This window comes from Pseudomonas sp. Leaf15, assembly GCF_001421425.1.
GTDB classification, from domain to species: Bacteria; Pseudomonadota; Gammaproteobacteria; order Pseudomonadales; family Pseudomonadaceae; genus Aquipseudomonas; species Aquipseudomonas salomonii.
This window is the reverse complement of sequence record NZ_LMKI01000023.1, coordinates 216145-239654: the sequence shown is the minus strand read 5'-3', so window position 1 is coordinate 239654 and position 23510 is coordinate 216145. Positions and strand designations below refer to the sequence as shown.

The 23510-nt window shown below is 60.1% G+C and carries 16 protein-coding genes; 7 read left to right on the top strand and 9 right to left on the bottom strand.

What is annotated here, in order from left to right; all coding sequences use genetic code 11:
- Nucleotides 1–4: 4 nt before the first annotated feature.
- The 4 genes from ASE80_RS17325 to ASE80_RS17310 are packed head-to-tail and all read right to left on the bottom strand — an operon-like array spanning nucleotide 5 to nucleotide 4774.
- On the bottom strand, nucleotides 5–1132 hold the full coding sequence (locus ASE80_RS17325) for an acyl-CoA dehydrogenase (RefSeq protein ID WP_056860006.1): 1128 nt from the start codon (nucleotides 1130–1132) through the stop codon (nucleotides 5–7).
- A 9-nt stretch (nucleotides 1133–1141) separates the two neighbouring features.
- Nucleotides 1142–2326: an acetyl-CoA C-acyltransferase gene (locus tag ASE80_RS17320; protein WP_056860005.1), complete on the bottom strand. Its 1185-nt coding sequence runs from the start codon at nucleotides 2324–2326 to the stop codon at nucleotides 1142–1144.
- 12 nt (nucleotides 2327–2338) lie between these two features.
- The gene (locus ASE80_RS17315) at nucleotides 2339–3106 is read right to left on the bottom strand and encodes an SDR family NAD(P)-dependent oxidoreductase (RefSeq protein ID WP_056860004.1); all 768 of its coding nucleotides are present in this window, start codon (nucleotides 3104–3106) and stop codon (nucleotides 2339–2341) included.
- Between the two features lie 21 nt (nucleotides 3107–3127).
- Nucleotides 3128–4774, bottom strand: coding sequence for an AMP-binding protein (locus ASE80_RS17310; RefSeq protein ID WP_056860003.1), 1647 nt, complete (start codon nucleotides 4772–4774; stop codon nucleotides 3128–3130).
- Between the two features lie 226 nt (nucleotides 4775–5000).
- Here ASE80_RS17310 and ASE80_RS17305 point away from each other — a divergent pair, with 226 nt between their 5' ends.
- From ASE80_RS17305 to ASE80_RS17290, 4 genes are all read left to right on the top strand, one after another.
- Nucleotides 5001–5894, top strand: a complete 894-nt coding sequence (locus tag ASE80_RS17305; protein ID WP_056860002.1) for a bestrophin family protein — start codon at nucleotides 5001–5003, stop codon at nucleotides 5892–5894.
- A gap of 78 nt (nucleotides 5895–5972) precedes the next feature.
- Nucleotides 5973–7031: a HEAT repeat domain-containing protein gene (locus ASE80_RS17300; RefSeq protein ID WP_056860001.1), complete on the top strand. Its 1059-nt coding sequence runs from the start codon at nucleotides 5973–5975 to the stop codon at nucleotides 7029–7031.
- Nucleotides 7032–7273: 242 nt separating this feature from the next.
- Nucleotides 7274–8776: an ATPase domain-containing protein gene (locus tag ASE80_RS17295; protein WP_056860333.1), complete on the top strand. Its 1503-nt coding sequence runs from the start codon at nucleotides 7274–7276 to the stop codon at nucleotides 8774–8776.
- A complete protein-coding gene (locus ASE80_RS17290; protein ID WP_056860000.1) occupies nucleotides 8773–10443 on the top strand; it encodes an ATP-binding protein in 1671 nt (556 codons plus the stop codon). Before ASE80_RS17295 ends, ASE80_RS17290 begins: the two co-directional genes overlap by 4 nt.
- 26 nt (nucleotides 10444–10469) lie before the next feature.
- Here ASE80_RS17290 and ASE80_RS17285 read toward each other — a convergent pair whose 3' ends face one another.
- The 5 genes from ASE80_RS17285 to ASE80_RS17265 form a co-directional block, all read right to left on the bottom strand.
- Nucleotides 10470–10847: a response regulator gene (locus ASE80_RS17285; RefSeq protein WP_003217591.1), complete on the bottom strand. Its 378-nt coding sequence runs from the start codon at nucleotides 10845–10847 to the stop codon at nucleotides 10470–10472.
- 78 nt (nucleotides 10848–10925) lie between these two features.
- A complete protein-coding gene (locus tag ASE80_RS17280; protein ID WP_017138793.1) occupies nucleotides 10926–12119 on the bottom strand; it encodes a hybrid sensor histidine kinase/response regulator in 1194 nt (397 codons plus the stop codon).
- The gene (locus ASE80_RS17275; RefSeq protein WP_056859999.1) at nucleotides 12113–12712 is read right to left on the bottom strand and encodes a chemotaxis protein CheB; all 600 of its coding nucleotides are present in this window, start codon (nucleotides 12710–12712) and stop codon (nucleotides 12113–12115) included. The genes ASE80_RS17280 and ASE80_RS17275 overlap by 7 nt, the downstream gene beginning before the upstream one ends.
- Nucleotides 12709–13539 (bottom strand): CheR family methyltransferase, encoded by an 831-nt coding sequence (locus ASE80_RS17270; protein WP_177336525.1) that lies wholly within the window; start codon nucleotides 13537–13539, stop codon nucleotides 12709–12711. Before ASE80_RS17270 ends, ASE80_RS17275 begins: the two co-directional genes overlap by 4 nt.
- On the bottom strand, nucleotides 13540–17037 hold the full coding sequence (locus ASE80_RS17265; protein WP_056859998.1) for a response regulator: 3498 nt from the start codon (nucleotides 17035–17037) through the stop codon (nucleotides 13540–13542).
- Nucleotides 17038–17303: 266 nt separating this feature from the next.
- On the opposite strand from ASE80_RS17265, the gene ASE80_RS17260 reads away from it, so the two are divergent.
- The 3 genes from ASE80_RS17260 (at nucleotide 17304) to ASE80_RS17250 (ending at nucleotide 23424) form a co-directional block, all read left to right on the top strand.
- Nucleotides 17304–21122 carry a hypothetical protein gene (locus ASE80_RS17260; RefSeq protein ID WP_082463637.1) on the top strand — a complete coding sequence of 1273 codons (3819 nt, stop codon included), beginning with the start codon at nucleotides 17304–17306 and terminating at the stop codon, nucleotides 21120–21122.
- A 220-nt stretch (nucleotides 21123–21342) separates the two neighbouring features.
- Nucleotides 21343–21708, top strand: a complete 366-nt coding sequence (locus ASE80_RS17255) for a response regulator (RefSeq protein WP_056859997.1) — start codon at nucleotides 21343–21345, stop codon at nucleotides 21706–21708.
- A 315-nt stretch (nucleotides 21709–22023) separates the two neighbouring features.
- Nucleotides 22024–23424 (top strand): DUF1254 domain-containing protein, encoded by a 1401-nt coding sequence (locus ASE80_RS17250; protein ID WP_056859996.1) that lies wholly within the window; start codon nucleotides 22024–22026, stop codon nucleotides 23422–23424.
- Nucleotides 23425–23510 lie beyond the last annotated feature (86 nt).

The window sequence follows — 23510 nt, the reverse complement described above, 5'->3', positions numbered from 1 at the left end:
CTCCTTAAAGGTTGCGTGAGATGACCATGCGTTGAATATCGCTGGTGCCTTCGTAAATCTGGCAGACCCGCACATCGCGGTAGATCCGCTCCAGTGGAAAGTCGCTCAGGTAACCGTAACCGCCCAGGGTTTGCAAGGCGGCCGAGCAGACTCTCTCGGCCATTTCCGAAGCAAACAGCTTGGCCATTGACGCTTCGACCAAGGCCGGCTTGCCGCTGTCACGCAGGGCCGCGGCGTAATGCACCATTTGCCGGGCCACCGCGATTTGGGTCGCCATGTCGGCCAACCGGAAGGCCACGGCCTGGTGTTCGATCAACGCCTTGCCAAAACTTTCGCGCTCGCGGGCATAGTCACGGGCGGCTTCGAAGGCGGCGCGGGCCATGCCCACCGATTGTGAGGCGATGCCGACGCGGCCGCCTTCGAGGTTGGCCAGGGCGATCCTGTAGCCTTCGCCCTCCTCGCCCAAACGGTTGGCCACCGGCACTTTTACGTCTTCGAAGAGGATCTGACAGGTGTCGGACGCATGTTGGCCGAGTTTGTCTTCCACTCGCGCCACCGTGTAGCCCGGCGAGTCGGTGGGCACGATGAACGCGCTGATCCCGCGCTTGCCTGCGGCCGGGTCGGTGACCGCAAACACAATCACGATCCCGGCGTTCTGCCCGGAGGTGATGAACTGTTTGCAGCCATTGAGCACGTAATGGTCGCCCTCAAGGCGGGCGCGGGTTTTCAGGCTGCTGGCATCGGAACCGGCCTGGGGTTCGGTCAACGCGAAGGCACCGAGCATGGCGCCGCTGGCCAGCGGCGTGAGGAACTGGTGTTTCTGCTGGTCGTTGCCGAATTTGAGGATCGGCACGCACCCCACCGAGTTGTGCACGCTCATGATGGTCGAGCACGCGCCATCGCCGGCGGCGATTTCTTCCAGGGCCATGGCGTAGGCCAGGTAGCCGGTGTCGCAACCGCCCCACTGTTCCGGCACCAGCATGCCGAAAAAGCCCAGCTCGGCCATTTCGCCGATGGCTTCCTTGGGGAAACGGTGCTCGCGGTCCCACTCGGCGGCGAAGGGTTTCAGGCGTTCCTGGGCAAATTGCCGGGCCGCTTCGCTGATTTGCAGTTGTTCGTCATTGGGCAGCATGTTGAGTCCTTAATACAGGCATTCGACGGCCATGGCCGTGGCTTCACCGCCGCCGATGCAGATGGCGGCAACCCCGCGCTTGAGGCCTTTCTGGCGCAGGGCCGAAAGCAACGTCACCAGGATGCGCGCACCGGAAGCACCAATCGGATGGCCCAGGGCACAGGCGCCGCCGTGAATATTGACCTTGCTGTGGGGGATTTCCAGCTTGCTCATGGTCACCAGGCTGACCACCGCAAAGGCTTCGTTGATTTCAAACAGGTCAACGTCGCCGAGCGTCCAGCCGGTCTTGCTCATCAGCTTGCGAATCGCGCCCACGGGCGCCACCGGGAACAACCCGGGTTCATCGGCAAACGCCGCGTGCCCGTGGATCACCGCCAAGGGCTTGAGGCCACGCCGTTGCGCCTCGGACTGACGCATCAGCAACAACGCCGCCGCCCCATCGGAAATCGAGCTGGAGTTGGCCGCCGTCACCGTGCCGCCCTCGCGGAACGCCGGTTTCAGGCTGGCGATCTTGTCCAGCTTGGCCTTGGGCGGTTGCTCGTCATGCAGGATGGTCTTTTGCTCTTTGCCGACGGTGACCTGCACCGGAACGATTTCGGCGGCAAAGCTGCCGTGGGTGATGGCCTCTTGCGCGCGGGTCAGCGAGGCAATGGCGAAGGCGTCCTGGGCTTCACGGGTGAAGCCGTTGTGCTCGGCGCAGTCTTCGGCAAAGGTGCCCATCAGGCGGCCCTTGTCATAGGCGTCTTCGAGGCCGTCAAGGAACATATGGTCGAGCACCTTGCCGTGGCCCATGCGGTAGCCGCTGCGCGCGCGGTCGAGCAGGTACGGCGCGTTGGACATGCTTTCCATGCCGCCGGCGACCACCACGTCGACACTGCCGGCCAGCAGCGAGTCGTGGGCGAGGATGGTCGCTTCCATGCCCGAGCCGCACATCTTGTTCAAGGTGGTGCAGCGCGTGGCCTTGTCCAGCCCGGCGCCCAAAGCGGCCTGACGCGCAGGCGCCTGGCCAAGGCCTGCGGGCAGTACGCAGCCGAACAGCACTTCGTCCACCGCATCCGGGGCAATCCCGGCCCGTTCGACGGCGGCGCGGATCGCGGCAGCGCCCAGTTGCGGCGCGGTCAGGCCTTTGAGGTCGCCCTGGAAACCGCCCATGGGCGTGCGCACGGCGCTGACAATGACAATCGGATCGTTCATGCGGTGTTCTCCTTACTTGGCGGCCATGCGCAAGGCGCCGTCGAGACGGATCACCTCGCCATTGAGCATGCTGTTTTCGATGATGTGGCGTACCAGCGCGGCGTACTCGGACGGTTTGCCCAAACGCGGCGGGAATGGCACACCCGCGGCCAGGGAATCGCGCACTTCGGCGGTCATGCCGGCCATCATCGGGGTTTCGAAAATGCCCGGGGCAATAGTCATCACGCGAATGCCAAAGCGCGCCAGTTCGCGGGCGGCGGGCAAGGTCAGGCTGGCGATGGCGCCTTTGGAGGCGGCATACGCCGCCTGGCCGATCTGACCGTCAAACGCGGCCACCGAGGCGGTGTTGATGATCACGCCACGCTCACCGTCGGCGTTCGCCTCGGTTTCAGCGATGGCAGCAGCCGCCAGGCGCAGCAGGTTGAAGCTGCCGATCAGGTTGACGTTGATCACCTGGGCAAAGCTGGCCAACGCGTGCGGGCCGTTCTTGCCGAGGATCTTCTCGCCACGTACCACGCCGGCGCAGTTCACCAGCCCATGCAGGCCGCCAAAGGCTGCAACGGCGGCGTGTACGGCCGCTTCGGCGGCGGCTTCCTGGCTGATATCGGCCACGGCGCTGCGGGCGTTGTCGCCCAGTTGCCTGGCTTTGGCGGCTACGGCGTCAGCGTTCAGGTCGACCAGCATCACCTTGGCACCGGCGGCAATCAACATTTCAGCGGTGGCCGCGCCGAGGCCCGAAGCACCGCCGCTGACCAGGAATACCTTGTTTTCAATCTGCATCATTGTTTCCTTAAAAGTGGATCAGGCGATGGCCTGTGCCTTCGCGATTTCCTGATTACGCAAAATAAAGCGTTGCAGCTTGCCGCTCGGGGTCTTGGGCAAGTCGCTGACAAATTCGATTTCCCGTGGGTAGGCGTGGGCCGCGAGGCGCTTGCGCACGTGCAGGCGCAGCTCCTCGGCCAGCTCCGGCGTGGCGCGGTACTGTTCGTTGAGCACCACAAAGGCTTTGACCAGTTCGGTGCGCTCCGGGCAGGGTTTGCCGACGACGGCGGCTTCGACCACGGCCGGGTGTTCGACCAGTGCGCTTTCGACGTCGAATGGCCCTACGCGGTAGCCGGACGTGGTGATCACATCATCACTGCGCCCGACAAAGCTGATGCTGCCATCGGGGTTGAGCTCCACGGTGTCGCCACTGAGGTAATACTTGCCGACAAATGCCTTGGTCTTTACCCCGTCGTAGCCGGCGAACCAGCACATCGGCGACTGTTCACGGTCGATGGCGAGGATGCCCGGCTGGCCCGCCGGCAGTTCCTGGTACTCATCATCGAGCACCACAATGCGGTGGCCCGGTGAGGCAAAGCCCGCCGAGCCAACGTGCACGGGGTGCTCCAGGCCATGGTGGTTGCACAGCACCATGCCCAGTTCGGTCTGGCCGTAATGGTCATGGATGGTCACGCCCAGGTTGTCGGCAAACCAGCGGATCACTTCCGGGTTAAGCGGCTCGCCGGCACTGCTGACGATACGCAGCTTGCCCTTGATCGAGCGCGCGAACTGTTCGCCGCCGGCGATCAGCAGGCGGTAAGCGGTGGGCGAGCCGGTGAGGTTGGTAATCCCGTACTTATTGATCACCCGGCAGGTGCTTTCCAGGGTGAACGGCCCATCGTAGAAGGTAATCGGGTGGCCCATGGACAACGGCCCGGTCACGCCAAAATAGATGCCGTAGGCCCAGCCCGGGTCAGCGACGTTCCAGAACGCGTCTTCGGGGCGCAAATCCACCGCGTCGCGGGTGTAGCTCTGGAACGCGACGATGGCCTTGAGCGGCACCGACAGTGCTTTTGACGGGCCGGTGGTGCCTGAGGTGAACATCAACAGGAACGGGTCTTCTGCGCCCAGCAGCACCGGCTCGCAGGTATTCGAATAATTCGGCAGCTCAGCCCAGAAGCTGTAGTCGCCGCGCACAATGCCTTCGCCCTTGTCCCCAGCCACCGTGACGATGGTCGGGCAGCCCTCGACGTCTGCCAGCTTGGGGCGGTTAACCGCATCGGTCACCACCAATGCGGCGCCGGAGCTGTTCAGCCGATGCTCGATGGCCTTGGGCCCGAAGGCGGTAAACAGTGGCTGATACACCGCGCCGATACGCCACGTGGCGAACACCACCACCAATAACTCTGCCGTGCGTGGCAGCAGCCCCGCCACCTTGTCACCGCGTTGCACGCCTTGGGCCAGGAGGAAATTGGCAAAGCGCGCCGCCTGGTCCTGCAATTGGGTGAAGGTCACGCTGGCGCTAAGCCCATCCTTGCCTTCCCAAAACAACGCAATGCGCCCCGGCAGCGCGTGGCGGTCGCAACACTCCACGCAGGCATTCAAGGCTTGCAGGTTGCCGGACAGGGCGGCGTCAACGGTGTGCTGGTAATCGAATGCGGTGGTGGCAGCCAAATACTCACGCATGGTTCCAAATCCTTGTGTGTTTTTATTTTCAGGACATTTTCACGACGAGAATCGTGGAAATAATCGCCCTGGCGCGCGGTGGCGGCAATGGTCAAAGCCTTCAACTTGGCTGACTGGTTTGGCTAATCATTGATCCGGCCTATCAGCCGGTCAGCCGCAGTGATTGGACGCTTTGGGCGCAACCTCCTAATCTCCAGGCCTGCGCCGCCAAAGAAGCCGTGTCCCGATGATCGTCCGTCCCAAACCCAACCTCATGGGTATCCTGTTTTCCCTTAAAGGTTCGATTGCCAAGCGCATTGCCTTGCGCAGCCTGATGGTCACGTTGCTGGCGTCGGTGATCGTGCTGGTGGAGACCCTGCACCCGGCCTACTTCTCCAAGGTCAATGCCACGCCGTTTACCTTGCTCGGGTTGTCGTTGTCGATCTTCATGAGCTTTCGCAACAACGCCTGCTACGACCGTTGGTGGGAGGGCCGCAAGCAGCTGGGGCAGATGGTCATTGAGGTGCGCTCGCTGATTCGCGAAACCCAGGTGCTGGGCGACTCACCTGAACGCGCCAGCCTGCTGCGTGGGCTGTGCGGGTTTGCCCACGGCCTGGTCGCGCACCTGCGCGGTGAAGAACAAGCCCGCGTCATCACGCCCTGGATGGCTGTCGACCCGGCGCATCCCAACCTCCCCGACCACGTGCTGCAGCAACTGGGCGCGCGCTTTTCGCGACTGGCCGAACAGGGCGTGATCAGTGAATGGCGCTACACCCAGCTGGAAACCCGGCTGGTCAGCCTCAGCCTGGTGCAGGCCGCCTGCGAGCGGATCAAAAACACGCCGCTGCCCTTCCCGTACACCTTGCTGTTGCACCGCACCATTTACCTGTTCTGCATTTTGCTGCCGTTCGCCATGGCCGAGCCATTGGGGTGGTTGACGCCGGTGTTCACCGCCATCGTCAGCTACACGTTTTTTGGTTTGGATGAAATCGGTGATGATCTGGAAGACCCGTTCGGTTTCGATGAAAACGACCTGCCCTGCAATGCGATAGTGCGCACCCTGGAGCGCGAGATTATCAAAGCCCTGGGCGAGATCGACCTGCCCCCTGCCCTGGAACCGGTGGATTACGTGCTCGGCTGATACGGGTTTGACACTCGTCGTGGTCTGGCCGAAGCTTGAGGCTTTGCGATTAGCTGCCCCCAGCTTTTGGACGCCTGCATGTCAAAGTCACGCCGTTATTCCATCCTCGGCCTGTGCGCCCTGTTGTTGCTTGTGTTGGTCACCTGGTATTTCTCCCGCTCCACCCCGGTGGTCGTACCGCCGGCGATTGCCCATGGTTACGCCAAGGCGTTGAAACAGGCGCGCAACGGCGAACCCGGCGCCGCCCGTGTGCTGTATCAACAGCTGGGTCGCCCGGACCTGTCACCTGAACGCCGCGCGGCGTTACACGCTGAACTGCCCAACTACCCAAGCCCTCAGGCGTTGAAGCTGGCGGATAAAGACCTGGCCGATGAGTCGCCGTTGGTTCGCGAAGCGGCGATTCACAGCATTGTCGGCCTGGTACCCAGCGGCCAGCGCACCTTGCTGCTTGGCCCGGCCCTGGACGACCCTGAACAAGCCGTGCGTTTTGCCGCCGCCAACGCCCTGCTCGGCCTGTCGCCGGATACCCTGGGCCTGTATTTCGGGCCTTTGCAGCAAGTGCTCGATGAATTTGTGAAAAAGCTCAAGGCTGAGCCCGAAACCGCCGAGGGCTGGATCCAGCTCGCACGCTTGTACATCCACAGCGCCCTGCTGCCGGACGCACAACATGCCCTCGAGCAGGCCATGCGCTTGCAGCCGGACAACCTGCAAGCCGTGGTGGCGCAGATCGAATTGCTCGATAAACAGGGCAAAACCGACGAGTCCCGTCAGTTACTGGCGCGGCAATTGGCGGCGCACCCGGAGTCGGCCTACCTGCAACACGCTCTGGGCATGTGGCTGTTGCACCATGGGGAGCGGCCGTACGCGTTGCTTGGCCTGTCCAAAGCCGTGGAGCTTGAGCCCGACAATCAGGATTACCGCTTCGACCTCGCCACCACCCTGCACGCCCAGGAAGAAGTGGACGCCGCCCAGCGTCAGCTGGAAGAAATCGTCCAGCGCCACCCCGCCAATCGCAAGGCGCGTGTGTTGCTGGTCAACTATTGGAAAGAAACCGGGCAGTTGCAGAATGTGCAGGTGTTATTGGCGCAGCTGGAGCAGCAGAACCCGGATGATCCGGCGTTGCAGCAGGGGCTTTAGTTTCGCGCGCTATGTGGGAGCTGGCTTGCCTGCGATGCAGACACCTCGGTCTGACAGATAAACCGAGGTGATGCTATCGCAGGCAAGCCAGCTCCCACACAAAAGCAGCGCTTTGGCGCAGGTCACAAATCCACTACGATTTATACGACAGGTTGAACCGCCACAAACCGCTACGGTCAAGTAAATATGGCGCGCCCAAGGTGGCGCGCCCCCATTACATGTACGTGACCCGAGGGCACTTCTTGTCTACATCCAAAGAGCTGTTCAGTGAAAAGGCGGCCACCGGCATCGAAGGTCTTGATGACATTCTTTCCGGGGGGCTATCACGCAGCCACCTGTTCCTGCTGGAAGGCGAACCCGGCACCGGGAAAACCACCGTAGCGCTGCACTTCCTGCAAGCCGGCGCAAAAAACGGTGAGCGATCCTTGTACATCACCCTGTCGGAAACCGAGCGCGAATTGCGCCAAGGTGCCAAGTCCCACGGCTGGGACATGGACGACAACATTCATATCTTCGAGTTGACCCCCCCGGAAAGCCTGCTCAACGCCGAGCACCAGCAAAGCCTGCTGTATTCCTCCGACCTGGAACTGGGTGAGGCCACCCGGCAGATTTTTGAAGTGGTGGAACGGGTCAAACCCACCCGCGTGGTGCTCGACAGTCTTTCGGAAATCCGCCTGCTGGCGCAAAGCTCGCTGCGCTATCGACGCCAGATCCTGGCGATCAAACACTATTTTGTGCGCTATGACGCCACCGTGCTGCTGCTTGACGACCTGACCACCGAGTCCCTGGATAAAACCGTGCACAGCGTGGCCCACGGCGTAATTCGTCTGGAAGAGCTGACGCCCACTTACGGCGCTGAACGCCGCCGCATCCGCGTGGTGAAGTACCGTGGTCAGAAATACCGGGGTGGCTTTCACGACTTCACCATTATGCAAGACGGCATCCACGTGTTCCCTCGCCTGGTGGCCGCCGAGCATCGTGGTGGTTACGTGCGTCAGACCTTGAGCAGTGGCATCCGTGAAATGGACGCCTTGATGGGCGGCGGCGTAGAAACCGGCTCCAGCACGCTGATCCTCGGCCCGGCCGGTACCGGCAAATCCTTGATCTCGATGATCTTCGCCGCCGCTGCCGTGTCGCGCGGCGAAAAAGCCGCGCTGTTCATTTTCGATGAAGAGCTGGGCCTGTTGTTCGAGCGCATGAAAAACATGGGCATTGACCTGGCCGCGCTGCAAGACACCGGCAACCTGCTGATCGAGCAGGTGGACGCGGCAGAGCTGTCGCCTGGCGAGTTCTCCCACCGAGTCAGGCGTTGCGTCGATGAACGTGGGATCAAGACTGTGGTCATCGACAGTATCAACGGCTACCAGGCGGCGATGCCTGAGGAAAACTCTCTGATCCTGCATATGCACGAGTTGCTGCTGTACCTGAACCGTCGCGGCGCGGCGACGTTCATGACGGTGGCTCAACATGGGTTGGTGGGCGACATGCAGGCGCCCGTCGACATTACTTACCTGGCTGATACCGTGATCCTGTTGCGTTACTTCGAAGCCCTCGGCAAGGTCCGCCGGGCTATTTCGATCATCAAGAAGCGCACCGGCACCCACGAATCGACCATTCGCGAATATCGTATCGCCAGCAATGGTTTGACGGTGGGCGAGCCTCTGGACAACTTCCAGGGCGTACTGCGCGGTATCCCGACATATATGGGCGCCGGTTCCCCACTGCTCAAGGAAGAGGGCGTGTGACCGGTCTTTCTCCCGTCTCCGAGCGCGCAATTATCCTCGCGCCACTGGGCCGTGACGGCTCCCTGGCGCTGATGATGCTCAAGGAAGCCGGCTACAACGGCATGGTTGCCGCCAACCTGACCGCACTCTGCGAAGCACTTGAGCACGGCGTCGGTATGTTGGTTATTGCCGCTGAAGCTCTGCGCGGTGTCGACCTGGAGCCGCTGCTGACCTACCTGCATGAGCAACCGGCCTGGTCCGACTTGCCCATCGTGCTGCTGACCCACCATGGCGGCAGTGAACAGAACGGCTCATCGCACCTGAGCGGTTTGCTGGGCAACGTGACCTTCCTGGAGCGCCCTTTCCATCCGGTGACCCTGATCAGCCTGGTGAGCGCAGCGCTGCGCGGGCGGCGCCGGCAATACGAAGCGCGTGACCGCCTGATCGACCTGAGCGAGAGCGAGCTGCGCCTGCAACGCACCCTGGAAACCCTTGAGCAGCAGGTTGAAGAACGCACGGCGCAACTGCGCAACAACGAAGAAGCGTTGCGCCAGTCACAGAAAATGGAGGCCGTCGGCCAGTTGACCGGCGGCATCGCCCATGACTTCAACAATATGCTCACCGGCATTATCGGCAGCCTGGAGCTGCTGCGCCGGCGGGTGGCCCGCGGCAAACTGGACGACCTCGACAGCTTGATCGACCTGGGCGTGACCTCGGCCAACCGCGCTGCCGGCCTGACCCACCGTTTGCTGGCGTTTTCACGCCGCCAATCGCTGGACTCCAAACCCGTGGAGATCAACCAGCTGGTCAGTTCCATGGGCGAATTGCTGCAACGCAGTATCAACGAAAGCATCGCTTTGGACATGCGTCTGAGCGATGAACTGTGGACCGCCGAGGCCGACCCCAATCAGCTGGAAAGCGCCCTGCTCAACCTGGTGATCAATGCGCGCGATGCCATGCCCAGCGGCGGTAGCCTGACTGTAGAGACCACCAACCGCCACCTCGACAATGTGTTCACGGCCGCCTATGGCACCTTGCTGCCAGGCGATTACGTGGAACTGAGCGTCAGCGACACCGGCTGTGGTATTCCCGAAAGCCTGTTGGGCCGGGTCTTCGACCCGTTCTTTACGACCAAGCCGATCGGCCAGGGCACCGGCCTCGGCTTGTCGATGATCTACGGCTTTGCCCGGCAATCCCATGGCCATGTGACCATCCACAGTGAAGTCGGCAAGGGCACGACGGTCAGCCTGTTCCTGCCGCGCTTTATCGGTGAGCGTGTCGCGGACGCGGTCGTCAACCCGGCGCTGCTGCCTTTCGCCAATGCCGGCGAAACCGTACTGATCGTCGAAGACGACGCCGCCGTGCGTCTGTTGGTCAGCGCTGTGCTCAAGGAATTGGGCTATGCCTTTGTCGAGGCTGGGGATGCCAATACCGCCGTGCCGATCATCCAATCCGACCAGCGTATTGACCTGTTGATCAGTGATGTGGGCTTGCCTGGCATGAACGGGCGGCAACTGGCAGAAATCGGGCGGCAATTGCGCCCGGAACTCAAGGTATTGTTTATCACTGGCTACGCCGAGCATGCGGCGGTGCGCGGGGGGTTCCTGGACCCGGGAATGCAGTTGATCACCAAGCCGTTCACCTTCGATTTGTTGACGGCGAAGGTGCGGGAGATGATCAAGCAATAGGGCTGCTGCGAGGCAGCCCTGTTGCTTCAGGCCAGCAGGCGCTGGATATGCTCTTGCAAGGTATCCAGATCAAAAGGCTTGGCCAGAATCGGCGCATTGCGTGTGATCGGGCTGTTGCAGTCGAGGATCTCCTGCGGGTAACCGCTGATAAAGATCACTTTCAATTCAGGTCGCAGCTTGATCGCAGGCTCAGCGATCTGCACGCCGGAAATCCCGCCCGGCAGGCGGTAATCCGTGACCATCAGGTCCAGGTGCGGCTTGGTGGCCAGAATCTCGAAGGCCTGCTCCCCATCGATCGCCTTCAGTACCCGGTAGCCCAGGCCTGCCAGGTATTCACCCAGCACAAACATAATGGATTCGTCGTCTTCGACGATCAGTACGACATCTTGTGCATCTTCACTCATGGGAAGCCTTCGTCCGGTCAGTTGCTGCAAGTACGACCATGGGGTCACGCAGAGGTTGCGTCGAGCTGACGATTGATTTCATTGCGGCTCGCCAAGTGGCAGGCACACCCGGAACAGCGCGCCCTCGCCTATCTGGCTCTCGACCTCGATGGTGCCGCCATGGGCCGTCACGATCTGCTCGGAAATAAACAGCCCCAGGCCCAGGCCTGCCGCGACATGGCTGGCCGAAACGCGTTCGAATTGCTGGAAAATACGCTTCTGGTTGTCTGCGCTGATGCCGATGCCACGGTCACGCACCTCGACGCGCGCCTCACCGTGCTCGGTGTACACACGCACATCCACCGGGCTTTTGGCACCGTAACGCAGGGCGTTGGTCAGCAGGTTGGTGACCACTTGTTCAATACGGAACTCATCCCAATTGCCCTCCACCGGCTCATCGGCAACCAGGTGCATTGAAGAACCGGCGGATGCCACTTGCGGGGCGAAGTTTTTCACCAGGTTGCGCACCAGTTGCGCCAGGTCGAAGCGCGCCGGACGAATCGACAGTTTGCCGGTGCGGATACGCGACACGTCGAGCATGTCCTCGATCAGGCGGATAAGGCTCTGGATCTGGCGCTCGTCGCGGTCGACCATGGCGTGCATCTTGTCCAGGGTGAACGCGGCGGCATTATCCCGCGCCAGGTGCATCTTGCGCAGCTGGGTCTCGAGGATCAGCCCGTTAAGCGGCGTGCGCACTTCGTGGGCGACGATCGACATGAAGTCGTCACGCATGCGCACAGCCTGTTCAAGCTCCGCCTGGGTGGCCTGCAGGCGCGTCAGCAGCAGTTCCTGCTCGCGGCGGCTGCGCTCCAGGGCTTCGACCTGCTGTTTCATCGCCTTGCTCTGGCGGTACAGGTCAACGAACACATTGACCTTGCTCTTCACCGCGTGGATATCCAGCGGCTTGTGCAAAAAATCCACCGCGCCGCTTTCATAGCCTTTGAAGGCATAGTTGAGTTCGCGGCCGGCGGCGCTGACGAACACAATCGGGATGTTCTTGGTCTTTTCGGTGCCGCGCATCAGTTCGGCCAGCTCGAAACCGTTCATGCCGGGCATCTGCACATCGAGAATCGCCATGGCGAACTCATGCTCCAGCAACAGTGACAAGGCCTCGTCAGCGCTCAATGCCTTGAAGACCTGGCGATCTTCGCGCTTGATCAGCGCTTCAAGGGCCAGCAGGTTTTCCGGCAGATCGTCGACGATCAGCAGTTTGGCCTGGACAGTACTTAACATGGGGAAGATTCCAGGGAAGCCAGCAGTGAACCAATCCGGCTCAAGGTGAGAATATGATCAGGTGTGTGCAAGGCCAGCGCCGCCAGGGGCATCACGGCGATACGCGCTTCTGTGGGCTCTTGGACGATGGTGGTGCCACCCGAGTCTTTGACGTGGGCAAGGCCACGCGCGCCATCCTGGTTGGCGCCGGTCAGCAGAATCGCCAGCAGGCTGTTGCCGTAGGTGTCGGCAGCCGAGGCAAACAGGTAATCGATGGCCGGCCGCGAATGATGCACGCGGTCTTCCTGGCTCATCGACAGGCTGCGGTCGCTTTCTACCGACAGGTGATAGCCGGGGCCGGCGAAATACAGGGTGCCTGGCGTAATCGTTTCCTTGTCGCGTGCTTCTTGCACCGGAATGCTCAGGCGCCGCGCAAAGACTTCGGCCAACTGGCTGCGACGCTCATCCGGCAGGTGCAGCACGGCAATGATCGGTAAGCCGAAGGTGTCAGGCAACGTACCAAAAATCGTCAGCAACGCCTCAACACCGCCGGCGGAAGCGCCGACGACGATGGCTTCAATCCCGCGTGGCGGGTTAGTTGCGGCGTCGCTCATGATTTTCGGTAGATCCGTTCCTGTTTGACCAAGGGTTCGAATTGCTTGCTGTAGGCGGAGAAATCCAGGGTTTCCTTACTGCCCAGCACCAGAAAGCCGCGATGGCACAGCGACTCATGAAACAATCCGAACGCTCGATCCTGCAACTTTTTATTGAAATAAATCAATACGTTGCGACATGAAATTAATTGAGTTTCTGAAAAGACGCTATCGGTTGCCAGGCTGTGATCGGCAAAGGTCACGTTCTCGCGCAGCGTCTTGTCGAAGATCGCGTAATCGTAAGCCGCTGTGTAGTAGTCGGCAAATGAACGTTGGCCGCCCGCCTGCTGATAATTGGCGGTGTAGGCACGCACGTTCTCCAAAGAGAAAATCCCCTGCTTGGCTTTGTCCAGGGACGCCGGGTTAATGTCGGTGGCGTAAATGATGGTGCGTTCCAGCAAGCCCTCTTCGCGCAGCAGGATCGCCATGGAGTACACCTCTTCGCCCGTGCTGCACCCGGCGATCCAGATTTTGATCGAGGGGTAGGTCTTGAGCAGCGGCACCACTTCCCGGCGAATCGCCAGAAAGTGCGACGGGTCGCGAAACATCTCGCTCACCGGGATCGTCAGAAACTGCAGCAACTGCATGAACGCGGCCGGGTCGTGCAACACCCGCTCCTGCAGCGCCGAAATGGTGGCGCAATCGAACTGGCGCAGTGCGTGGGCCACGCGGCGCTTGACGGACGCGCCGGAATAGTCGCGAAAGTCATAGCTGTACTTGAGGTAAATCGCCTCAATCAGCAGGCGCAGCTCAATGTCGCTGCTTTTTTCCAAGAAAACGTGCTCCACTTAAATGCGTTCCATCTTCGGCAGCCATACGCGAATCAGCGAGAACAGCCGGTCCAGGTCAATCGGCTTGGCCAGGTAATCGTTGGAGCCTGCCGCCAGGCAGCGTTCCTGATCGTCTTTCATAGCCTTGGCCGTCACCGCAATAATCGGCAGTTTCTTCCAGCGCGGGTCCTGGCGGATCAAGGCCGTCGCCTCGTAACCGTCCATCTCCGGCATCATCACGTCCATCAGCACCAGGTCGATGTCCTCGACTTCATTGAGTTTGTCGATGGCTTCATAGCCATTACGCCCGATCACCACCACCGCGCCTTTGTGCTCCAGGGCACTGGTCAGGGCGAAGATGTTACGCACATCGTCGTCTACCAGCAGGATCTTGCGCCCCTCGAAGACCTTGTCGCGGCTGCGGGCGGTCTTGAGCATCTTCTGGCGGTCATGGGACAGCTGGGATTCGACTTTGTGCAGAAACAGCGTCACTTCGTCCAGCAAGCGTTCAGGTGAGCGTGCGCCCTTGATGATGATCGAGCGCGAATACTTGCGCAGCTCGGCTTCTTCGTCACGGGTCAGGTTACGCCCGGTGTACACGATCACCGGCGGGAACGAGCAGATATCTTCGGTGGCCATGCGCTTGAGCAGCTCGTTGCCGAGCATGTCCGGCAGCTTCAGGTCGATGATCATACAGTCGTAGATGTTGGTGCGCAGCAGGTCCAGGGCCGCTTGGGCGTAGCCGACGTCGGTGATTTCAATGTCATCGTCGCCGATCAGGCGGGCAATGCTGTCGCGCTGCAGGTCATCGTCCTCCACCAGCAGCACGCGCTTGACCTTCTGGGTCAGCTTGGCTTCCAGGCGCGCAAACACGTCCTTGAGCTCTTCGCGGGTGGTCGGCTTCACCGCATAACCGATGGCGCCCATGTGCATGGCGGCTTCGACGCGGTCTTCAACGGAGATCACGTGCACGGGAATGTGGCGGGTATTGGCGTGTTCCTTGAGGCGTTGCAGCACGGTCAAGCCGGAATGGTCAGGCAGGCGCATGTCCAGCAGGATCGCGTCCGGGATGTACTCCTCGGCCAGGCTGTAGCCTTCGTCTGCGCCGTGGGCAACCAGGCAGTGGTAGCCCAGTTCGTGGGCCAGGTCGAAAAGGATGCGGGCAAAGTTGGGTTCGTCTTCCACCACCAGGATGCAGCGGGTGGCGAACGGTGCCTTGTCGCGGTCGTCGGCAAAGCGCGGAATCTGTTTGGCATCCACCACCGGCAGCGGTGAGATCGCCATGGGCTTGGGCGCCGGCGCCGCCACCACCTGGCGTGGCGCCTCGATCGGCGCGGCACCTTCCTCGCGCTCTACATAATGCTCCGGCAGTACCAGGGTGAACACGCTGCCCTTGCCCGGCTCGCTGGTCACGCTGATATAGCCGCCGAGCAAGCTCGCCAGGTCACGGGAGATCGACAGGCCCAGGCCAGTGCCGCCGTAACGGCGGTTGGTGGTGCCATCGGCCTGGCGGAAGGCTTCGAAGATGCTTTCCTGCTGGTCCAGCGCGATGCCGATGCCCGAGTCGCGCACGGTGAAGGCAACGCCCTCCCCTGGCGCACGGGACACCGACAGGCTGACATCGCCCTGCTCGGTGAACTTGACCGCGTTGGACAGCAGATTTTTGAGGATCTGCTCCAGGCGCTGGCGGTCGGTGAACAGCATCGGCGGCGCGTCCGCTTGAATGTCCACCTGGAAACCCAGCTTGCGATCTGCGGCCAAGGGTTCGAACATCCCGCGCAGGCCATCGACCAGGCGCGCCACGCTGGAGTTTTCCGGGCGCATTTCCAGCTTGCCGGCTTCGACCTTGGAAATATCCAGGATGTCGTTGATCAGGTTCAGCAGGTCATTGCCCGCCGAATAAATCGACTCGGCAAACTTGACCTGCTCGGCGCTGAGGTTTTCCTGCGGGTTCTCGGCCAGCAATTTGGCCAGAATCAACGAGCTGTTGAGCGGCGTGCGCAGCTCATGGGACATGTTGGCAAGGAACTCGGACTTGTACTTGCTGGAGCGCTGCAGCTCGTCGGCACGGTCTTCGAGCTCCAATTGGGCCTGGTTCAGCTCGACGTTCTTGCGGTCCATGGCATCGCGCTGATCGGACAGGATTTGCGTCTGTTCGGCGAGTTGCTCGTTGGTCTGCTCAAGCTCCGCCTGTTGGGTTTCCAGGTGGGCCTGGGACTCCTTGAGGATGCGCGACTGTTCTTCGAGTTCTTCGTTGGCGGTCTTGAGCTCTTCCTGCTGCACTTGCAGCTCTTCATTGAGTTGCTGGGTCTCGGCCAGCACTTCCTGCAGGCGCTGGCGATAGCGCGCGGCTTCGATGGAGGTGCCGATATTGCCGGCAATCAGTTCCAGCAACTCAACGTCACGTTCATCCAGTGGGCGCAGGAACCCCAGCTCGATCACACCATTGACGCGGTCATCATCACTGGTGGGCACCACCAGTACACTGCGGGTCGCACCTTCGCCCAGGCCGGAGCTGACCTTGAAGTAATCCACCGGCACATCGTCCAGGCGAATCAGGCGATCCAGCTGGGCGGCCTGGCCGACAATGCCTTCGTCGCTGTAGATCGCCTGTTCTTTTTGCTCCTGCTCGCGGGAAAACCCGTAGGTGGCCACGCGCTTGAGGCTGCCGTGCTCTTCGCGCACGTAGAGCGCTGCAACCGCCGAGCCCATGTATTGGGCAAAAAACTGCAGGATATTGCGCCCAAGCATGTTCAGGGTCAGTTGGCCGAGCACCTGTTCGGCCAGTTCGGTCTGGCCGTTACGCAGCCAGGCCTGTTGCTCCAGGCGCCGGGCAATCTTCTGTTGTGACGCGAGGTTTGCGCTGTAACTCTCTGAAAGTGCGACTAGATTTTTCCTGCCGATATAGGCCAGGAACCCGCTCAACCCGAGCACAAAAGCCAGGTACAAGGTCACGCTGATAATCGTGGTGCGGGTCACATCGGCATTGCGGCTGACACGAAATGCCTGCTCCATCGCCACCGCATCCGCGTATTCATTGCGAATCGCGTCGGTCAGGCTCTTGCCGCGTCCGGCCTTCACCGCCCCTCGGTAATCGCCGCTGTTGCGCTGCAAGTCGATCATCGACTGGGCGTACTTGTTCCACTCGTACTGCATCGACTCCAGGCGCTTGAGGCGATCGACCTGCTGCGGGTTGTCCGCCACCAGTTCCTGCAGGTTGCGCAGGTCACCAATGATGCGCGGCTTGGCGACTTCGTAAGGGTCGAGGAAATGCTCGTCGCCGGTGATCAGGTAGCCGCGCAGGCCGGTTTCCAGGTCCACCGTGAGCTTGGACGACTCATTGAGGTTATTGATAACCCGGTCGGTGTGCTCCACCCACTGGATTACCGACAGCAAATAAGTGATCAGGCAGACGAAAAACACCGCGCTGAGTACGCCGACGCCCAAAGGTAACGCGACGTTTCGGCTCAGCAGGGTACGGAAGCTCTTTTCATCGACGGACGACGCGGGAGTCATGGGCATGCCTTGGCCAAGTGCGGAAAAAGGGGGAGTTTGCCCGAATAGCAGTGGCCAAGGCTATGTTTGTGCGTTGTTTTGAAGTGCTTGCCTACAGGCTGCAAGTGAGTTTCGCGCCAATCCGGGCCGGTTTCGTCAGGCCACATACACACATGCACACAGATGCGGCGGAACGTAGAGGAAGGGTTGCGGCACTCAGGACAGCGCCTCAGGAACACGGAAGATCTTTTGGAAGGCGTCTTTATTGACCCACCAAGGTAACCCCAATGAGCATAACCACCCCTCCCCGTACACTTGCAGACAACCCCAGCCCTTTTGTCGTCGAAACTCCCGTAGCTGTTGCGCAAGGCGCCTCAAGCACTTCCACTACGAACGCCTCAGACGCCCAGCACTCGGTTCAAACACCTGCTCCCGACGCCTTGCGCACACAACAGGCAGACCAGCAAAACCTGCGCAACCTGGCCGCGCAACTGCGCGGCATTGATACCCGGGCGCATGGCAAGCCCGTTACCCCGGACGCCGTCTTGTCAGGGCTGAACAATAATCTTCTGACGGCCCAGAAAGACTCGGCGTACGCCCACGTGCAGCCCACAGCGCAAACCCTGGCGACCGTCATCACGCACCTGGGTTTTGAACTGCCGCGCACCGTCGAAGAAGTGGCGGCACTCGCGCAGAAATTGGAACAAAAGGCCTCACAGCATCCCCTGGGTGATTTCGGGGGCGCCCTCACCTGGCCAATTCCCATGGCGCCGGCGGACCAGCACAGCCTGCGCGCCTTCCTCAAATCCGACACAACAGGGTTGCCAGGTTTGCCGTTGCCACCCCATGGCAACGGCGTACTGACGTATCTGCTGAGCGGCAGCTCGGTCAGCCAAAGCGACTTGCAGAACCCGACCGTGGCGGTACAAAAGCTGCTCGACTCACCCAAGGCCCGAGCACTCGGCCAGGCTTTGCAGGACCACCTGCAGGGCACGGCCACGGATACCAGCCTTTACGACTACGTTTTAGCAGCGATTCACCTGGGGCTCGACCCAGAGTCACTCAAGTCACCTGAGCGCAACAAGATCGCCGAATGGCCTCTGCATGACCCTGATCACTGGGGGCAGCCACCCTCAGAGGTTGTGGCCTGTCTGAGCCGCCATCTTGAGAAAAATGGCCGCGCCAATTCCAACACGGTCAAACTCGCTACCCACCTCTTGCTGTCCAGGGTAGCGCCGCAGTTTCTGATTAAAGACATTCCCGACAGTGTAAAGATCGGCAGCGTGGCGTGGTTCAACCTGACGGTCGCGGCTGCGGCTATTGAAGCCGAACGGCCAGGTACCGTCGCCAATATGACCTTTGCCGAGGTGATGTGCGATGCCCAAAAATGTGCACCATCGGCTGCGAATGCGCACGCTCAGACCCGCGCACTGGTGGATTGGGGAGTCGCCAGCGGTGTACTGGTCAAAAATGCAGATGACAGCTACAGCCCCGAACAACTCAATACCCTTCAGGCTGCGTTCAACAGGCAAGTAAACAGGCGGCTGGTTGCAGGCCAGACATTGGACGATGCATTACCCACGCGAGAAGGTATTGCACGGGCCAGGCTCATCGAGCGATTCGGCGACCTGGGAGAGCTTTTCGACGCGAAGGTGCTCGGTACGGACCAGTATCGCGGGGAGCCTGGTCAAGTCGGTCTGGGCGGCCTGCATTCGCTATTGGATATCGCCATGATGGACATGCCGAATCCGCGCCCCTTTATGTCAACTGACCCGCGCATCCCACTGGAAGCCTTGAACAGTAACCCGAGGTTTGGCGTCCGTGAGGAGTTCGATCAGCAATTTGCACGCGCAATCGCTGAAAAAAAGGACGCGGTAGCTACAACTGTTCAGCACATGATCTCGCAACTTCCCTTAGAGGATCGAAAAAAATTCCAATTCGGAAAACTGGAGTTTTTCTATGAAGGTTCATCCAGGTTGTCGACCGGCTTTTGGGGCAGCACGCCGGATAAAAATAAACCGCAACTGTTGGTCAAGGTTGAGCTGGAGGGGCAGATAACCACCTACGAAATCGACCTCAACCGCGGCACGATTGAAAGGGCGCCGCTGTCCAGGATCACGGAGCCCAAGCCCAGGCAGGCCAACAGGGTATTTACCGTCAATCAGGTCAAACTCGAGGGTGCCGGCAGTCGTCTCAGCATGGAGCAACCGGTAACTGAAGGCCCCTTGGATAGCTTCAATAGCGGGCGTTCCTATCGCATAGGCACAGTGTTCGCCGAACACCTTGAACTCGACGACCCTGCGATAAAGGAGCAGGCGCGCGGCCAGACCACTCTGGATAAATTGGAGGGAGGGCCAAAACCGCTCAGTGATTTTTTGTTAAATCTGATTCCTTTCAGGTCGGCTGTCATCAACTTTAAAAAGGGCAACTATGGCGATGGAATATTCGACCTGACACTGGATATCTTCGGATTCCTGAGTGCCGGCGCCGCCACCGCCGGAAAACTGATCAAGATAGGTGGCTCGGCGCTTACCACTGGCGCCAAGGGGTTAAAGGCCGTCCAGATTATCGGTGCCGCCACGCTCGGCCTGCTCAACCCCGTGAGTGGTTTGGGTGATTTGGCGGTTGGAGGCCTCAAGCTACTGGGTAAAGGTGGCAATTACTTGCTGTCCAAAGGTGCCGATGCTATCAGCGCGCTCAAAACCGCGAGTAAAAGCCACGGCGTTGTCGCAACAGGCACCTTCAAGCTTGCGGAGCAGAGCGTTGAAGGGATGGCTGTGTTTCGAGAAGGCAAATGGTATGGCTACAACCCTGTTAGCGACCGTCCATATGGCCCGCCGCTCAAGGACTTCACGCCCCAGATCGCCGCACTTGAGGGAGAAATCAAACTCTCTTTCACCGAAAGCTGGCTAGGCAAAATGATTGGCTCCGTGGTGGCGCCGCCCGCGAACAATCCCCATTTTCGCAGGGATTTCATACGGGCAACAACCAACGCCAACCTCACCGATCGCGCCGCCTACATCCGCGGTCAAAACACCGGGCGGCCGGAGGCTATTTATGGCTACTCCTCAGCGCTGAACGTTGATGACTTAAAGCGCCTGGCCGTAGCCGAACACCGTACACCGGCTGAGCTTGGCAGTTTGGTGAAGCGCATCGATGAACTTGAGACCCTTCCTTTACGATTAGATACAGCACGCGACACTGCGAAACTTTCGGACCCTCTAGCGTATGCGAATGGATACAAAACCGGAAAACCCGAAGGTATCAAAGGGTTCTCAGACACCTTGACCAGCAATCAACTGGCAGAACTTGTTGCGGCGCGGGGGCGAACCGCCGAAGAGGTGGGACAACTGGTCAAATATATGGAAACCCGAAGAATTAACATCAGCCTGGAAAACTTCAAGGTATTCAGCGCCGAAATAACAGCCGCTGGCGGCAAAGTAACGCCACTGCCACAGGGGATGTATCTGAGTCAAGTGTCCCTGCTGTCGGAGGGCGAATGTGCAGCGCTGTCCAATGTGATGGCAGCGGCCATCAAGAACAATAACAAAAGCCAAGAAAGATTGATTAAAAACCTTTACGCCGCGATGACGCCTAAACTCAGCGCTCGCGAGATCGCCGAGTTACGCCAGTTGGGCAAAAACCAACAGGCGAACATCGAACAAGCCAAATTAGCCTTCAGAGACAATCTCAACCAGCTACAAGGCGCACTGGGCTCACAATTCCATTTGGGAAGGCAGTCCAGACAAGTGCCCTACACCACCATCATCTCGGAACTGGCTAATGCGCGCAGCGACAAAACGCTGTTAATCAGCGGCCCCAGCCATGGCATCACCGCCGGCGTGGTGACTGTCAACGGCAGGAAGGAATGGTTCTATTTCGATCCTAACTTCGGAAAAGCTACATTTGATACTCAAGCGGCAATGAGCGCTGCCTTGGAGAGTACCCTTAGCACCGGTCGCACTAAAAACTTACTGGCGCACTTTGTCGGGCAAAACCCCGGCGTGCCTGAGTATAGAATCTCAACATTTGACCCCGCTGATCTGAATAACATCACGGCACCGTTGAACATCGATGTGATGAAATTTTTCCAGACTGATCTGTAAGCCCCCTGTATGGACACTTGACGGTCGGCCTTCCGCGCGACCGTCAACTGCAATGGAAAGCACAGGATAGCGAGGTCAGAGGCATTACCGAAGGGCGACATTTGCATCCATTCCCTTCACAATGCCCCGCCAATGGAACTTGCCGAGAGGGCCGTGACTCAGTAGAGAACGGCCTTTCACCGCCAGACACCTGCCTTTCCATTTTTCAGGAATTCCCCTTATGAGCGCTGCCCCCTCCACCATCCTTGTAGTCGAAGACGACGCCATCGTGCGCATGCTGATCGTCGATGTACTTGAAGAGTTGGAGTTCTCGGTGGTTGAAGCTGCCGACGCCGAAGAGGCCCTCAAGATTGTTGAAAATACCGACCAGTCCATTGACCTGATGATGACCGATGTGGGCTTGCCGGACATGGACGGTAAACAGTTGGCGACCAAAGTACGTGAGTTACGCCCTAGCCTGCCAATCCTGTTCGCCAGCGGCTATGCCGATAACATCGACGTGCCCGCAGGCATGCAAGTGATCGCCAAGCCGTTCTCCATCGACCAACTGCGTGACAAGGTCAAATCGATGTTGCCCGCTGCTTGAGCCCGATACCTGCAGCGTTTTAGCCCTGCGCAAAACCGTGAGCATCCCCACACGCACACACTAATGCCTTTGGTCAGCCGGAGTCTGAACGCCTGCTACCTTCCCATCGGCGTGGGCGCATGCAAGGCCTGGAAAGCCGGCAGCTGTATCGTCAACACCCTTGTCGAGCCGCAATGGACAGTGGCACGCAAAGGCGATGGATTAGCTCAGTTCAGGTTGTTTGCAGGGATTAACGTGACGTTCGGCCAATAAAACAGGAAACTCGGCGCTTTGATCCCACGCCCTCTATAAAGCACTCAGGAAGGACGCAACAACATGATTGGAAAACCGACGCGCCTGCTGTTGGCGAGCCTCTCGATACTCATGAGCACCGGCGCCTGGGCCGACTTCACGGCGACCCCGACCGAAGCCCGGGCCATTGCCAAGGAAGCCTACCTGTACGGCTACCCGGTAGTGGAGATGTACAAGACGCTCTACACCCAAGCCGTCGACAAAGGCGGTGCCAACTTCAAGGCGCCGTTCAACCATATCGGCAATACCGCCCAGGTGTTCACGCCCAGGGACACTGCCTTCGTCACCCCGAACGCGGACACGCCCTACTCCTTCGTATGGATGGACCTGCGCAAAGAGCCGCTGGTACTGACCCTGCCCAAAATCGACGACAACCGTTACTACTCGGTGCAGTTGATCGACCTCTACACGCAGAACATTGCCTACCTGGGTACTCGCAGCACCGGCAACAATGGTGGCCACTACATGATCGCCGGGCCCGACTGGAAAGGTCAGCAGCCTGTCGACGTCGACCGCGTGATCTACAGCGAAAGCAACATCGCTTATGCGCTGTACCGCACGCAGCTGTTTGATGAAAAGGACCTGAACAAGGTCAAGCAGATCCAGAATGGCTACAAAGTCCAGCCGCTGAGTGCCTACGTGAAGCAACCTGCGCCGGCCAAAGTGGCGAAGATCGAATGGCCCAAACCCATGGCAACCATGACCGAAGGCCCGCAGCTGTTTCGCTACCTGAACTTCATGCTGGCCTTTGCCGCGCCCCAGGACAGCGAAAAAGACCTGATGGCGCGCTTTGCCAAGATTGGTATTGCCCCTGGCGCGGCCTTCAAGGTCAAGGACCTGACCGCTGAACAGCGCAAAGCCCTGGAAGAAGGGATCGCCGATGGCCGCGCCGAGTTTGCCGCGTTCAAGAAAGACAAGGTCGATACCCACCAAGTCACCAGCAGCGACCTGTTCGGCAGCCGTGACCGCCTGAAAAACAACTACCTGTACCGCTACGCCGGCGCCAACCTGGGGATTTTCGGCAACTCCACCGACGAAGCCATCTACATGACCTACTTCGTCGACAGCGAAGGCAAACCGGCCAACGGCGCGCGTCACAGCTACACCGTGCATTTTGCCAAGGACCAACTGCCACCGGCCGAAGCGTTCTGGTCGCTGACCATGTACGACGCCAAGACCAAACTGCTGGCGCCCAACCTCAAGAAGCGCTACCTGATCAACTCAGGGATGCTGCCCAACCTCAAGCGGGACGCCGACGGCGGCCTGACCCTGGCCTTGCAGCACCACGAGCCGCCAAAAGCCGAACAGAGCAACTGGTTGCCGGCCCCACCCGGTCCGTTTTACGCCGTACTGCGGATTTACCTGCCCAAGCCTGAGGTGGGCAATGGTCAATGGAAGCTGCCGCCACTGACACCGCTTAAGTGATGCTCCGGCACGCGCCTCAAGACATCAGGCCGACAAGGAAGCATCACGTTCACGAATGAAACCTGTGGCGAGGGAGCTTGCGCCCT

Coding starts and splice junctions, on each gene's coding strand:
- ASE80_RS17325 (WP_056860006.1), bottom strand. CDS start 1,132: ATGCTGCCCAATGACGAACAACTGCAAATCAGCGAAGCGGCCCGGCAA.
- ASE80_RS17320 (WP_056860005.1), bottom strand. CDS start 2,326: ATGAACGATCCGATTGTCATTGTCAGCGCCGTGCGCACGCCCATGGGC.
- ASE80_RS17315 (WP_056860004.1), bottom strand. CDS start 3,106: ATGCAGATTGAAAACAAGGTATTCCTGGTCAGCGGCGGTGCTTCGGGC.
- ASE80_RS17310 (WP_056860003.1), bottom strand. CDS start 4,774: ATGCGTGAGTATTTGGCTGCCACCACCGCATTCGATTACCAGCACACC.
- ASE80_RS17305 (WP_056860002.1), top strand. CDS start 5,001: ATGATCGTCCGTCCCAAACCCAACCTCATGGGTATCCTGTTTTCCCTT.
- ASE80_RS17300 (WP_056860001.1), top strand. CDS start 5,973: ATGTCAAAGTCACGCCGTTATTCCATCCTCGGCCTGTGCGCCCTGTTG.
- ASE80_RS17285 (WP_003217591.1), bottom strand. CDS start 10,847: ATGAGTGAAGATGCACAAGATGTCGTACTGATCGTCGAAGACGACGAA.
- ASE80_RS17280 (WP_017138793.1), bottom strand. CDS start 12,119: ATGTTAAGTACTGTCCAGGCCAAACTGCTGATCGTCGACGATCTGCCG.
- ASE80_RS17275 (WP_056859999.1), bottom strand. CDS start 12,712: ATGAGCGACGCCGCAACTAACCCGCCACGCGGGATTGAAGCCATCGTC.
- ASE80_RS17265 (WP_056859998.1), bottom strand. CDS start 17,037: ATGACTCCCGCGTCGTCCGTCGATGAAAAGAGCTTCCGTACCCTGCTG.
- ASE80_RS17260 (WP_082463637.1), top strand. CDS start 17,304: ATGAGCATAACCACCCCTCCCCGTACACTTGCAGACAACCCCAGCCCT.
- ASE80_RS17255 (WP_056859997.1), top strand. CDS start 21,343: ATGAGCGCTGCCCCCTCCACCATCCTTGTAGTCGAAGACGACGCCATC.
- ASE80_RS17250 (WP_056859996.1), top strand. CDS start 22,024: ATGATTGGAAAACCGACGCGCCTGCTGTTGGCGAGCCTCTCGATACTC.